We start from the raw sequence: 14254 nt of genomic DNA on the forward strand, positions 1-14254 counted from the left end.
ATAACTTCTGCAATTGCAAAGCACTCGGTTTACCGACAAAGTAATGGCCAGCTTCACTCATCCATTATAACTTGAACTTTCTCTCTTTGTTACACTAGGACCCTTAAATGTCTAAATCTGACGCTTCTTCTACTAGTGAAATCATTGATAATTTTGTGGCACCGGAGTGTCAGGCTAGGGTAGAGATCCTTTATCAAGATGAGGATATTTTATTGATTGATAAACCGAGTGGTTTGTTAAGTCTATCGGGGAAGAATCTGCTTAATTGGGATTCAGTGCATTATCGTTTAGTGAACGGGCAAGGTGCTAACCAGGCAAACAAAGCGACGCCTACTTTTGTCGATGCTAAATTGCCACATCGGCTAGATTTCGGAACTTCTGGTGTCATGGTGGTAGGGCTTAACAGTGCCGCCTCTAAGAGTCTGAACAAACAGTTTCAGGCAAGGTCAGTACAAAAACGTTATCTCGCTATGCTAGCGGGGTGGGTTGAAGCTGACCGTGGCCAAATATCTGCCCCGATTGCTAAAGATAAGGCTCTGTTTCCAAGAGTAAAGATTTGTCACTGTACGGGAAAAAGTGCCATAAGTGACTATCAGGTAATAAGCCGCTTGGATAATCCGCCTAGAACTTTAATGCAATACACTCCCATTACAGGTCGCACTCACCAACTGCGGATCCATAGCCTTGAATTTGGTCACCCCATTTTAGGTTGTGATCTTTATAACCACCCAGAGCGAAGTGACACCTCACGGCGCTTAATGCTCCATGCCAGCGATATTTACTTTACTCACCCAACCACTGGCGAGCCTATCCATGGTCATAGCCCAAATCCATTTTAAGCAATAAGAGCTTAGCTTCGAGAATCATGACGGCGAGATTTCTACATCGGCGCTGACACTCCGTTACGTTTGATTACGCTCCAAATGTAAACAAGCACTTTCGGAGTTATTGTCGTTGCTTGCTTTCAAGCTTACTGTTGGACAAAAATGAGTTATTGCTTTCTCTAAATTAGCAGTCAGCGGATTAGTCGCTGTTTAACAAAATCACTAATGTCGAGGCCAAGTTCATCAGCCACTACATTAGTGATTTAATCTTGTCTGTAAACTTATCATTCGGGCATACGCAAAACCCAAAATGCCACGGGTACAAGAACAAGCTCTAGACCGATGTATAAGATGAGAATTGGAGCGGGTTGCCCATCTGCATACAAGCTTATTAGCCGTCCAATAACAAGGCTACCTGTAAACACTATGATGGTAACTAATGCTGGATTTCTATAGCTCTCATTAAAGGCTGAATATAGCCAAAATAAGCCTAAGCCTAGGTAAAGACACATAACTGCCCTTAGAATATGGGCGATATTGTTATCGAGTGTTTCTATACCTAAAAGTGTAAATGCAAACCAATCGGGATAAATGCCGTAAGCTAAAGCGATAGGAACAACCGCAAAAAAAGCGAATATCAAAAACTTCTTCTTTATGTGTTTCATTTTTGATTCCATCCCAATTACTCAATGAAGCCTAACACTAACATTATTCAGGCTATGCTTATAACGCTCAAATAGCTCATAAACTATCTATCTGAGTCGTCACCAAGTCGATAAACACTTTGTACCATAAGAAAAAATAGGCCAAATCACCGCACATTAAAAGGAGACACGGCACAACTCTAGCTTAGAATGGGGCTGAAACGAGTTAGGCAGCCTGAAATGCTTGATTGCTGTATGATAGAGATGCAGATGAACCATCCAGCTGGGCAGTAAATGCTTTGCATTGAAACCTTAGTCACTCACGTTCAGGCCAAATTTATAGTAAGGTTCGATGTTTCATAAAACTTAGTGGTGTCTGTCCGGTTTGTTTTTTGAAGAACGCAATGAATGCGCTGTCGGATGAAAACATCAAGCAATGGGCCACATCACTGACTTGTCGTTCTTCACACAACAGTTCTATCGCTTTGAATAAACGGCCAATCCTGATAGGACATGCCGGTTGCTGCTTTTGTCGATCTATTTTTCGGCGTTCGCCATTGGTGTCGTGGAGTGGGGAATATTGGCGGACAAATTGGGCAGAAGGCCAACCATACTGTTAGGGTTATTGGTTTACGGTGTATCAACATTGATTGCTATCTGGTTCTTAGTTCCAATGTTGTTTGTTGTGATGGCATTGCTAGTGTGTTTAGTGACAATGTCACACAAAGTGAAATAAACCAGAGATAAAAAGCCCTACAAAATTGGTAGGGCTAAAAAATATTCAACGCAAAATAGCTATTTAATTAGTCGAACCACTAAAGAGCCTGGCGCACGAATCGATTCGATGTTGTGACTTAATACAGTACCACTTGTTGGTGCGGTGTAGCGTTGGATCTCATCGCCAAAGCTGTCGTATTGAATCGCGACTAATTGACCTTGTTCAACGGTATCCATCATTTTAACTTGAGGAAGAACAAAGCCACCCAGTTCCGCTCGGATGCTAACAACGTCATTGCCCTCGATACAAGGCGTTAGTGTTTCTGGCTCACCAGAAATCACACCGTTGCATTTTAGAATGTTTAAGATGCCTGTTACTGTGCGGTCGATCAGTTCTTGCTCAGTGTAACGCCCCATACCGACTTCAATCGTGATGCTAGGGATGCCGTTGTTGTTCCACACCGTTTCTAACACACCGGCATCGCCTGGATCGTTAAGGATGGCGTCTGGATTTATTAGGCGAGCCATTTCAAGCGATTGTTCAATACGAAAATCAGCAAATACATAAAGCGGGTAAACGGTGCCGCTGGTTTGTGTGTGTAAATCAATCGCCAGTTCTGCATTATATTTCAGCAGGTTATTCCACAATGCAAATAAGTAGCGACTTGCTTCGTTGCCGTTAACGTCACCTGGGAAAAAGCGGTTTAGGTTAGCTGGAGAGCAATCAGGATCCGCTGAGTAGAAATCACGGCTGTGGTTTAACATACCAGTCAGGTTGATAGTCGGGACGATAGTCACCGTACCTGCGAATTCTTTACCAATCAGTTCACGTGCGGTCTTTTGCGCCGCTAAAACGCCGTTGTATTCGTCACCATGAACACCGGCGGTGATCATGATTTTCTTACCCGGTTTCTCACCTTTAAATACCAATACAGGCAAATGTTGCCATTGAGAAAGGGCATTGGTTGCGATGCGGAACCAGAATTTGTGTTCGCCCGCCGGAAGGTCTGTTACGTCGAGAGATTGAATGACGTGATGACCTTGAATGACGTCATCCAAAAATTGTGTTGCCATTAAAGCGGATACTCCAAAAAAACATCGATGTTGATGTCTATACCCAAGTAACGTCAAACGACAAAATACGGTGCATTCTTGCAGAACGGCACATTTTGTGGCTACTTCGGTATATACCAATTGGCTTGAAATATAAAAGGCGAGAACCCGTCTCGCCTTTTCACTAAAAAGTATTTAGTTTACGCAAAACCCATCATGTGAGCTACGATAACGACGATGCTCGATAGGGTAAAGAGTAATAGCATAAAGCGCCAGCAGAATTTCGCCCAGTCACCCCAGTCAATACGACACACACCTAGCGTTGCCATTAGAGATGCTGAAGTCGGTACGATGATGTTTGTTAAACCATCACCAAGTTGGAAAGCAAGTACCGCAACTTGACGAGTGATACCTGCAATGTCTGCAAGAGGAGACAGTAAAGGCATTGTTAGCGCTGCTTGACCAGAACCTGAAGTCACGAAGAAGTTGAATACTGACTGGAAAACATACATTAACCACGCAGCCGCAACGTCTGGAAGACCACTGATTGCATTACCTGCACTGTTTAGGATGGAGTTAAGTACACTTGCTTCATCTGTGGTGCCACCACCTAGGATAAGCAAAACCCCTTTTGCACAACCAACCAAAAGAGCAGGAGCTAGCATGATTGCCGCACCTTCTTTGAATGCGTCAGCCGCGCAGTTTAGTGTCATGCCGTTCAGACGGAAAAGAGTACCGATAATCGCAACCACAAAGCCCATAGTGAAGAATTGAGAAGCGATTTCTGGAATGTACCATGCATTAGCCACTACGCCCCAAACCACCCATACTGTTGTTGCGACAACCGTAAGGATCACTAGCGTATCACCTAGGTTCCAACGTGAGTCGTGGTTGCTTAGCTCTTGTTGACGGAAGTATTTATCGGTACGACGACTGTAAGAAAGCTCTGGGTTCGCTTTAATGCGAGATGCATAAAGTATGGTGAAAGCAATACCAATTAATGTAAAGCCAGCCCATAGACCCATGCGTACCGTCATGCCAGAAAGGACAGGAATCCCCGCGATGCCTTGTGCAATTGCCACTGAGAATGGGTTCATCCAAGATGTTGCGAAACCAATCTGAGTCGCAACATAGGTCACCATGACGGTTGTGATACCATCGTAACCGAGGCGAACCATCAGTGGTGCAATGATAATGGCAAACGCGACGGCCTCTTCACCCATACCAAATACTGCGCCGCCTAAAGAGAACAGCAAGAACAGAACAGGAATGAATAACGCTTCGTTGCCTTTCGTTTTGTCGATAAGGCGTAAGATACCGTTATCGATTGTGCCAGTGCGCATTACAACGCCAAATGCGCCACCGATAACCAGCATGAACATAATTACGCCGATTGCGCTGCCCCATTTAGAGCCCGAAACTAAGCCTTCAAATGGGAAGTTCATTAGACCAATGCCACCGCCAGAGGCGAAAAGGCCAACGGTGTTGTACACCAGTTCACCGTTCTCGTTGGTAGCATACGCGAAAGATGCAGGGTCGATAACGGTGCGTGTTTTTTCTGTACCATCGACCATGTAAGTTACTTGTTGGCTATCGAATTGACCAGCAGGGATTAAGTAGGTAAGAATCGCAGCAAAGATACCAACAATGAAGATTAAAATGAGAGTATCAGGCATCTGCCATGATTTTGGTGTTGCCGCCGATTCCGATGGCTGAGCGTGTGTGTGAGACATAACCTATTTCACGTTGAATGTGGAAAGCATGAAATATCGATAAATTAGAATAAAAAGTCAATAATAACTGAGTTTGTGAACTATAAATTCATCAATAATTTGATCTGGAGAGCCTTAAATTATAAATCAGTGTTTTATTGGTTAAATGTATTGAAGATTTGTTGTGTTTTTGGGCAGGAAAAAGCTCGCATAAATATGCGAGCTCAGGTTATTTATTCAGTTTATGCGTGCTATTTGGCAAATTGAACGGGTTGGCTTGCATAGAATGCCGCGACGTCGCGTAGATCGTCGTCATTCAGCACTTTTAACTGTGCTGCCATCATTTCTGCTAATGGACCTGTGCGCAGTCCATTTTGATAAGCTTTCATTGAATCATAGAGGTATTTGGCATTTTGTCCGGCAAGATTAGGGTAAGTGTCGTTATTGGTCATGCCGTTAGCACCATGGCAATACACGCAGTTTGGTGATTTTACTTTGCCTTTATCGGCATCCCCGAAAGGTTTAGCCATAATAGAGGAAGAAAGAAGAAGAGACGTCAAAAATACGTATCTAAGCATGGAGTGTTCTCGAATTAAATTACGGGGATCGAGATATAATAAAGCTTCCCCTAAGGGGAAGCTCAATGATCAAAATCAAGTTAAAGTAGAGATTTAAGGCTAGATAGGAAGATATCGATGTCTTGTGCCGAAATATCTTTGTGTGTCACGAAGCGAATTGGATTTGCTGGTGTGATTGTAATGCCTTGCTCTTTCATTTTTTCAGCAATGCCAACGATGTCTACTTCAGGTTCAAGCTTTGCAAATACGATGTTGGTTTGAACAAATTCAGGGTTTACCGAAAAACCAGGCAATTCAGCTAAGCCTTCAGCCAGCATTTTTGCGTTGATGTGGTCTTGTTTTAACTGTTCAACCTGTTCAGTAAGCGCCAGTTTGCCCGCTGCAGCAAGAATCCCTGCTTGGCGCATGCCACCGCCGACCATCTTTCTTAGGCGACGTGCTTTAGCGATGTACTCTTTGCTGCCAAGCAATAATGAACCTACAGGGGCAGCAAGACCTTTCGACAGACAGATCGTCATCGAATCAAAATACTGACCGATCTCTTTTACAGGAACATCAAGTGCAACGGCTGCGTTAAACACACGAGCGCCATCAAGGTGCATCTGTAAGTTATGTTTGTTTACAAATTCGCGAGCTTGTGCAAGGTAAGAAAGAGGAATCACTTTACCGTTGATGGTGTTCTCTAAGCTTAGTAGGCGAGTACGCGCAAAGTGTGCATCATCTGGTTTAATCGCTGCTTCTAGTTTATCGAATGGCAGAGTGCCGTCTGGGTTGTTTTCAATCGGTTGAGGTTGAATAGAGCCGAGTACCGCAGCGCCACCAGCTTCGTACTTGTAGTTGTGTGCTTGCTGACCACATAGGTATTCGTCACCGCGTTCACAGTGCGCCATTAAGCCAAGTAAGTTAGCTTGTGTACCAGAAGTGGTGAACATCGCCGCTTCAAAACCCGCAAGCTCGGCTGCAAATTGTTCTAATTCATTTACGGTAGGGTCATCGCCGTATACGTCATCGCCGACAGGCGCGGTAAACATGGCTTCCCGCATGGCTTGGGTTGGTTGCGTAACGGTATCAGAACGAAAGTCCATAATTCTCTCCTCGGTCGAAAAGACCTAAATATAACCGCAAAGACGAGCTTTGCTTAGGCAAGCGATAGTTTTGGCATCAGTAACAATGCCTTGAATAATTTGTTGTTCGAGCTCTTCTCGTGACAATGTCACTACTTCAATCACTTCGTCATCATCACACTCGTATCGATTGGTCTTGTTCAGCTGTTCGGCAACAAACAAGTACTGGATTTCATCACAGAAACCAGCAAGCGGAGTCACTTGACCAAGCGATGTGAACTTGTCAGCGCTGTATCCTGTTTCTTCCTCTAATTCCCTTTGGGCACAATGCAACGGATCTTCATCACCTTCACGCGTACCAGCAGGCAATTCAAGCAGCCATTTGTTAAGAGAGGGGCGGAATTGATTAACAAGAACGATGTAGCCATCTGATGTAATAGGTAAGATAACGGCAGCACCGGGGTGTTGGATAGTGGTATGTGTGATCATCCGACCAGTAGGAAGTTCAACTTGTTCTTCAATTAAAGAAATCTGCTTCCATTTATGAATTGTATTACTCATGCAGTTGTGAATCCTAGCGGTAACCACGTATTGATGTCTTTTGCACATTAACCACAAATCCGGAGAAACTAAAGAAGAATATGGTTGCATACTATTGATGTGGCTATACATTCAGTGATTTATATCTCATAAATGAAAACTTTGGTTGCTCGCGCGCGCCTGCAAAAAGCATCTGGTATAAGAGAGGTTCACAAAAAAATACACTTGTAACAAAGTGATAACAAATGTATAAAATTAAACATACACTCTCAATGCAGCAGCCGGAGTTCATATGATACAACCTTCTTTTGCATCAAATGCCGAAAAAGCATTACTTTCAGAGCGCATCAATAAGCTGGCTAAAGCATTGACTGATGGTGTTTATGAACGTGAACACACTATTAAACTCTGCCTCCTTGCAGCATTGGCAGGTGAGAGTGTCTTCCTTTTAGGTCCTCCAGGCATTGCAAAAAGCTTAATCGCTAAACGTCTTATCCAAGCTTTTGACAATAGCAGTTATTTCGAATACCTCATGACTCGTTTCTCAACACCTGAAGAAGTGTTTGGTCCATTAAGTATCCAAGAATTGAAAGACAATGGACGTTACGTTCGTCTAACAAAAGGGTATCTGCCAACGGCGCAAGTGGTTTTCTTAGATGAGATCTGGAAAGCAGGGCCTGCAATTTTAAACACGTTGCTGACTGTCGTGAATGAGAAAACCTTCAAAAACGGCAGTGATATTGAGCGTGTACCAATGCGATTATTGGTTTCTGCTTCTAACGAGTTACCGGATGAAGACAGTGGCTTAGACGCACTATACGACCGTATGCTCGTGCGTGTGTTTGTCAATCGTATTCAAGATAAACAGAATTTCAAATCGATGCTGACCGTCGGTACGGCTCAAGAAGCGCAAGTGCCAGAAGGTCTTGCAATCACAGATGAAGAGTACCACCGCTGGCAGCTGCAACTGGACAAGCTGACGCTGCCAGATAACGCATTTGAAAAACTATACCAACTGAAATCAATGCTAGAGAGCAGAGTCGAATCTGAATTCGGCGATCCTGCTCTAACAGATATGTATGTTTCTGACCGTCGTTGGAAGAAAGCGGTTAAATTGTTGAAGGCGAGTGCGTTCTTTAATGGCCGTGACGAAATTAATCCATTAGATCTACTTTTGCTGCAAGACTGTTTGTGGAACAGCCCCGAATCGCGCGATGTTGTTTGCAGCGTGATCCAAGAGTTTGCTCTGAAATACGCTTTTGACCAACAAGAAGCCGAGCAAGAAATCGAATACTGTCGTGAATCTCTTGTCGATGTTCAGCATGAATTGGAAGACACTTACCGAATGACGTTAAACACTGAAGCGGCGACGGGCCTTCTTCGTAAAGAGAGCATGAGCTTTGATACGTCTAAAGCCAAGAGTTACAAAGTTGGCGCGGCGGTGAATCTGGTTAAGTTGGTTATTCTGCAAAGCAACATGTCGGTTTCCGAATCAGAGAAGGGCGACAGCCGTTGGGTATACGTGCCAAAAGACGAGCTAGATAGAGTGATCAAAGAAGGTCATGGCGATGTGTACGGCTACGTAAACCAAAATACCAATATGTGCCGTCTGCGTTTCGACGTGGATGCGGCAAACAATCTCGTGATCCGAGATATCGCAAACCGCGGTGTGTTGGTGAGCTTGGTGACACAACAAGGTCTAGATATTGAGCTATACCAAAAATGGTTAGCGCAAAGTGAAAAAGCCGTTAGCCAGTTAAGTGATGCTGAACATCACATGCGCAAGGTAAAAGCCAACTTCCATGGTGCACTACCTCATAGTTTTGTGGATCCAGAACTACCACGTTTAATGGAATCGAGTCTGCAGCAGGTTAGCCAGAGGCTCGAGTCTATTCAAGGTGAAAGCGAGAAGATCATTCAACGCTTCAAAAACTTACATCAGTTTTTCTCTTAAGGAGACGACATGTTAGGTGCAGACGGACTCAATTTAGCGCTTATGGTGGCTGATTCCGGCATTATTGATAGCGCGGTTAACGATTTAATGGCCCGATCTCAAGTGATGATGTTGGCCGAAAATCGAAGTATGAAATCATCGGTTAAAAACCATCTTCTTAAATGGCGCGGTAATGTGAAAAAGCGCATGACGAAAGTCTGTGAAACGGAGCGTTTCCAGCAAGAGATTGCGCTCTACCAAGAAGTGATTTACTGGAGTGAGAACGAGTTTTTCGAGCGCATTGATGATGTCATCAAAAAATTAGAATGGCATTCTGCCTTTTACATGCAGGCTCGCCGCATGATGGAGAAGAACAAGGGCGTGAATAACCCAATGTTCCCCCATTACTTCTGTGACCAGTGGTATCAAAGTCTTGCAGAAGCGATCAAACAAGCACAAGTGTCTGAACTCGAAGAGAACAAAGAGAAGGTTCTGAACGATCTTTATCAGAGAATGGAGACCATGCGCAGCATGGATAAAGTGACCGAGTCGGGCGATGAAGAAAGCGTAGGGCGATTGTGGGATATGGCGTCAGCGAAGTTAAGCAAAACCGACTTAACGGTGATGAAGCGTCATGCAGAGTTCCTCAAAAAACACAAAGGTTTACAAGAAATCGCTGAGCAGCTTGGCCGTATGGCAGGGCAGGTGAATGATCCAGACCTCAACCGTGCACCCGCAGAAGAGCTGCAAATGGTCGAGGAAAAAAGTGACGAAGCGACGGACGACATCGTCGGTATCCATGAAAGTGACGATCTAAATAAGTTACTACCGAACGAAACCATGTTTTTGGCGTACCCAGAACTGGAAGTGGTGTTCTACAAGCATTTGGTTGATAAACGCTTGATGAACTACCGCACGCAAGGCAAATCTCGCACGCTACGCAAAGTCAAAGCGCACAAACCAGATCACAAAGCGGTGAACGTCGAAAAAGGGCCGTTTATCGTTTGTGTCGATGCGTCAGGTTCAATGAGTGGCTTCCCTGAACAATGTGCTAAAGCTATGGCGTACGCATTAATGCAAATCGCTCTGGCGGAGCAGCGTGATTGCTACGTGATCATTTTTTCTACTGAGCACATTACTTACGAGCTAACTCGTCAGGATGGTTTGCGCGAAGCAGCCGACTTTTTAACCTACAGCTTCCATGGTGGTACGGATTTGGAACCGACGTTGATTAAATCCATCGATTTGATGAACAGCGACAAATACAAAAACGCGGATATGGTGGTGATATCGGATTTCATTGCACCAAAACAGCAAGATGAGCTACTTGCTAAAGTGGATGCATTGAAAGCGAAGAAGAACCGTTTCCATGCGATTAGTTTATCTAAATATGGTAACCCGGCGTTGATGGCGATGTTTGATCATACTTGGTCTTATCATCCAAACGTGGTTGGGCGTTTGTTTAATCGTGTAGTGAGTCATTAACGTCCCCCTGTTTTTTACTCAAAATAGATCAAATCTTCAGCCATTTGATTCAAAACAAAGCAAACGCACGTAAAGTGACAGATTTTTGTTTGACTATCTTTCTTTAATCCGTAAAGTAGCAACCAACGCAGCGGGGCACAGTCTTCAAAGCGTTGACAATAAAGGCGCCTTGGCAGAGTGGCCATGCAGCGGATTGCAAATCCGTGGACCTCGGTTCGACTCCGGGAGGCGCCTCCATCAATTCGTAGATATGGCAACAGCGATATCTTGATGCAAACGCATCAACATCAAACCAGCTCAAGCTGGTTTTTTTGTGTCTTAAGTTCAGCAATGACGACTTCAATTTGCTTCCATTCTTCTTTTCTTGATTAATCTCAGCTTGGCTAAGAACGCATAATTATCGTTATGTATGGTCAACCTCTGTAATCTAAGCCATTCTCGCTTCAATTTATGCTCTAACTCTTTTTCCTGAGCGATCTCTGAACGCTTACTTTGTAAGAAAACTCGATTTGGTGCACATTTGTTAACCTTGTGATTTGATATTGTTGCATGTTGAGCGATCCCAACAAGGCTAAGCGAGTAATAAGGATATGAAACAGAAGCAGTTGATTGAAGATTTTAAAACGATCGTAGGGGACGACCATGTACTTAGCGATCAAACTAAAACTAAGTACTATCGCTCGGGTTTTCGTTCAGGCAGTGGTACAGCGCTTGCTGTTGTATTTCCAAGAACTCTCCTTGAGCAGTGGGAGGTCATTAAACGGTGCGTTGAAACTAACTGCATCGTCATCATGCAGGCGGCTAAGACGGGTCTTACCGAAGGATCTGCGCCAAGTGGGAACGATTATGATCGCGATGTTGTGATAATTAATATTACGAGAATCAAACAAATTTACTTGTTGGATGGAGGTAAACAAGCCGTTTGTTTGCCGGGAGCGAGTCTGCATTCATTAGAAACGCAATTAAAAGCAGTGAATCGCGCACCACACTCTGTGATTGGCTCGTCTTCGTTAGGAGCGACGGTAGTGGGGGGAATCGCAAACAATTCAGGTGGTGCTTTAATAAAGCGTGGTCCTGCGTATACAGAGTTGGCGATATTCGCTCAAGTCGACAAAGACGGTAAGCTTAACCTTGTTAACCACCTCGGTATTGAAGGCTTAGGCTCAACACCAGAAGAGATCCTACAAAACATCCAAGATGGTAACTTTGATCCAGATAAAGTGATTCATGATGAGCGCATGGCATCAGACAAAGAGTACGACGAACGTGTCCGCGATGTGACTTCTGATATTCCATCGCGCTTTAATGCCGACGAGCGTCGTCTGTACGAGGCGAGCGGCTGTGCGGGTAAACTGGGTGTGTTTGCGGTTCGAGTCGACAGCTATCCAATCCCAGAGAAAGAGCAGGTGTTCTATTTAGGTACTAACGATCCAGATAAACTTACCAAGCTGAGAAAAGACTTCCTTACACAGTTTGACAACTTGCCAGAAATGGGTGAGTACCTTCACCGTGACATCTTCAACATGGCGGAGAAATACGGTAAAGACGTGTTCCTTTCTATCGATTTGTTAGGCACGGACAATCTGCCTAAGATGTTCTCGCTAAAAGCCAAGGTTGAAAACTTCTTAGAGCGTGTACCTTTAGTCAGTAAATACCTGCCAGATACTCTTCTCTACTACGCGAGCAAGTTATTTCCGCAGCATCTTCCTAAGCGCATGTTGGAATACCGTGATAAGTACGAACACCATCTTGTACTTAAAATGAGCGATGGCGGTATTGCAGAAGCGCAGAAATACCTCAAAGAAGTTTGGGCGGCTGAGCACGACAGTGACTTCTTCGAATGTACGCCAGAAGAGGGTAAGAAAGCGTATCTACACCGTTTTGCAGCGGCAGGTGCTGCGATTCGATACGAAACCATTCACCGCAAGGAAGTGGAAGACATTGTTGCTCTCGATATTGCGTTACGACGTAACGATGATGAATGGTTAGAAACATTACCTGAGGAAGTAAGTAAGAACCTCGTTAAGTCTCTCTATTATGGGCATTTCATGTGTTATGTGTTCCATCAAGATTATATTTTTAAAAAAGGAACAGATACCAAACGTATGAAGAAGCTGATGTTAGAGCACCTAAATACACGTGGAGCGAAATATCCCGCGGAACATAATGTTGGTCATCTGTATGAAGCAGAAAACAGTTTGCAGGCGTTTTACTATGAATTGGATCCAACCAATATGTTCAACCCAGGAATAGGGATGATGGACCGCTACAAGCGCAATTGCAATTGTTGTGCATAAGCTTACGATGTTTACTCATGTGCGACGATATTCAAATCCTCCCCCTGCGTGATGGAATTTAGATTTGATATTTGCCTTTTAAATGCTTAACTTATAATGACTTGGATGCAGATAACATAAAAGGAATAAGACGTTATGGAAGACGTACTGATAGTATTTATTGTATTTGGGGCAATATTTGGTGGTGGTATCGTTAAACTGATCCTGAACCATCGTAAGGAAGTGAAGGCATTAGAAATATCAGACCGCAATCAGATGGCCAAAGAAGAGCGAGATAGCCTCAAAAAGCAGGTTGAAGACTTAAAGCAGCGCGTAGAAGTACTAGAGCGCATCGTTACTGACAGCAAATACCAACTTGATAAAGAAATTGCTTCCCTATAGTTCAATCCAAAATCCGTTTTTTTGTTTAGGAGATATGCTCTTATCTGTTACCTTTCATCAAAAAATCTTTTTTCGAATGTACTTACTCATTAGCATCAATAAATACTGAGTGACGCGTTTTGATGGATTGCGCGCTGAAAATCTTTAAGGTGATTTAAAACGGATAACCTAGCATCAAAGTGGTGCATTTTAAGTTTTTTTAGCAACGTTTTAACAGTTTTCAGTTCCTCTTTTCCAAATACGTTCGATTCACGTTGCTGCCTAAAGAAAGCCAGTTGGGATGATGTGTCATTGAAATCCCCCAAGCTGTCTTGGAGAGACTTGAGATGTTTTACGTTGGACTTGTGCCGCTCATCGGGATAGAAAACTGAAAAATACTCAAGAAGATAGCGTAGTTTTTTACACTCAATTCTTAGGCGATGAATGGCATCGTCAGGGCTGGTGGGGGAGAGCTTTTTACTGGCTTTGATGACCTTTGTAAAGTGACTAAGTACTTTGCTATTTGAAAACGCCAGTGTGGAGTTTTGGAGCGTATCATCGTCATTACTTATTGCACGATGGAAGCTATTACTCAGTAAGACACATGTTTTCTGGTAACCATCACTCTGTAGCCATAAACTAACTCTTGATTGTTCTATACGTTGGCGTGCTTCTATATGAGCAAAGACTTTATGTAGTGATTCTTTGCGCTCTGGCAACATCGCGTAATAAGCGGCTTTACCCAAGATGAACACATCGAGATCCCTTAATTTATTGGTTTGCTTCATTAATAGTTTAAGACTCGGCTTTAGAATGCTTAATTCAAAAGGAGGCAGGGTCTCTTTTAGTAAAAGGCAGAGCGATCTGGTTCGCCTCAGAGCGACGCGATATTGATGGTTAAATTCGGGGTCGAGACTCAATGCCAGTCCTTCTTCTAAAGAACGTGCATAGTTGAATTCATGAAGAAGGAAGGCCGGGACGCAAAAATGTAGATCTGCATCTGGGTCCAAACTTAGTGTTAGTTTGTGTCTGGCTGGTAGTGTCATG

12 protein-coding genes, 1 tRNA gene and 2 pseudogenes are annotated in these 14254 nt (G+C 43.8%); 7 read left to right on the plus strand and 8 right to left on the minus strand.

What is annotated here, in order from left to right; all coding sequences use genetic code 11:
* Positions 1-107 precede the first annotated feature (107 nt).
* Positions 108-839: an RluA family pseudouridine synthase gene (locus AK966_RS07305; protein WP_119463840.1), complete on the plus strand. Its 732-nt coding sequence runs from the start codon at positions 108-110 to the stop codon at positions 837-839.
* Between the two features lie 269 nt (positions 840-1108).
* Here AK966_RS07305 and AK966_RS07310 read toward each other — a convergent pair whose 3' ends face one another.
* Together AK966_RS07310 and AK966_RS07315 are read right to left on the minus strand one after the other, a co-directional pair.
* Positions 1109-1489 (minus strand): DUF4345 domain-containing protein, encoded by a 381-nt coding sequence (locus AK966_RS07310; protein ID WP_253252637.1) that lies wholly within the window; start codon positions 1487-1489, stop codon positions 1109-1111.
* Positions 1490-1805: 316 nt separating this feature from the next.
* A pseudogene (locus AK966_RS07315) lies at positions 1806-2007 on the minus strand (helix-turn-helix domain-containing protein); the annotation flags it as partial.
* Between AK966_RS07315 and AK966_RS07320 the strand changes: the two are divergent.
* Positions 1998-2126: pseudogene (locus tag AK966_RS07320) on the plus strand (MFS transporter); the annotation flags it as partial. The pseudogenes AK966_RS07315 and AK966_RS07320 sit on opposite strands and share 10 nt — an antisense overlap.
* A gap of 137 nt (positions 2127-2263) precedes the next feature.
* On the opposite strand, the gene AK966_RS07325 reads toward AK966_RS07320, so the two are convergent.
* The 5 genes from AK966_RS07325 to AK966_RS07345 form a co-directional block, all read right to left on the minus strand.
* Positions 2264-3259 (minus strand): succinylglutamate desuccinylase/aspartoacylase family protein, encoded by a 996-nt coding sequence (locus AK966_RS07325; RefSeq protein WP_119463841.1) that lies wholly within the window; start codon positions 3257-3259, stop codon positions 2264-2266.
* A gap of 179 nt (positions 3260-3438) precedes the next feature.
* Positions 3439-4971, minus strand: a complete 1533-nt coding sequence (gene yfcC / locus AK966_RS07330; RefSeq protein WP_119463842.1) for a putative basic amino acid antiporter YfcC — start codon at positions 4969-4971, stop codon at positions 3439-3441.
* Between the two features lie 230 nt (positions 4972-5201).
* Entirely contained in the window at positions 5202-5528 is a 327-nt protein-coding gene (locus AK966_RS07335) for a cytochrome c (protein WP_119463843.1), read from the minus strand.
* 80 nt (positions 5529-5608) lie between these two features.
* Positions 5609-6613 carry a low-specificity L-threonine aldolase gene (gene ltaE / locus AK966_RS07340; RefSeq protein ID WP_099077815.1) on the minus strand — a complete coding sequence of 335 codons (1005 nt, stop codon included), beginning with the start codon at positions 6611-6613 and terminating at the stop codon, positions 5609-5611.
* 24 nt (positions 6614-6637) lie between these two features.
* A complete protein-coding gene (locus AK966_RS07345) occupies positions 6638-7153 on the minus strand; it encodes an NUDIX hydrolase (protein WP_172438028.1) in 516 nt (171 codons plus the stop codon).
* 271 nt (positions 7154-7424) lie between these two features.
* On the opposite strand from AK966_RS07345, the gene AK966_RS07350 reads away from it, so the two are divergent.
* The 5 genes from AK966_RS07350 (at position 7425) to AK966_RS07370 (ending at position 13228) form a co-directional block, all read left to right on the plus strand.
* Complete coding sequence (locus tag AK966_RS07350) at positions 7425-9086, plus strand: ATPase RavA domain-containing protein (protein ID WP_119463845.1); 1662 nt, start codon at positions 7425-7427, stop codon at positions 9084-9086.
* A gap of 9 nt (positions 9087-9095) precedes the next feature.
* A complete protein-coding gene (gene viaA, locus AK966_RS07355; protein ID WP_119463846.1) occupies positions 9096-10550 on the plus strand; it encodes an ATPase RavA stimulator ViaA in 1455 nt (484 codons plus the stop codon).
* A gap of 163 nt (positions 10551-10713) precedes the next feature.
* Positions 10714-10787, plus strand: a tRNA-Cys gene (locus tag AK966_RS07360).
* A 353-nt stretch (positions 10788-11140) separates the two neighbouring features.
* A complete protein-coding gene (dld, locus tag AK966_RS07365) occupies positions 11141-12847 on the plus strand; it encodes a D-lactate dehydrogenase (RefSeq protein ID WP_119463847.1) in 1707 nt (568 codons plus the stop codon).
* Positions 12848-12982: 135 nt separating this feature from the next.
* The gene (locus AK966_RS07370; protein ID WP_099077812.1) at positions 12983-13228 is read left to right on the plus strand and encodes a nitrite reductase; all 246 of its coding nucleotides are present in this window, start codon (positions 12983-12985) and stop codon (positions 13226-13228) included.
* A 95-nt stretch (positions 13229-13323) separates the two neighbouring features.
* Here AK966_RS07370 and AK966_RS07375 read toward each other — a convergent pair whose 3' ends face one another.
* Positions 13324-14253 carry a CHAD domain-containing protein gene (locus AK966_RS07375; protein WP_099077811.1) on the minus strand — a complete coding sequence of 310 codons (930 nt, stop codon included), beginning with the start codon at positions 14251-14253 and terminating at the stop codon, positions 13324-13326.
* Between the last annotated feature and the right edge of the window lies 1 nt (position 14254).

This window comes from Vibrio sp. PID23_8, from assembly GCF_003584965.1.
Lineage (GTDB): Bacteria > Pseudomonadota > Gammaproteobacteria > Enterobacterales > Vibrionaceae > Vibrio.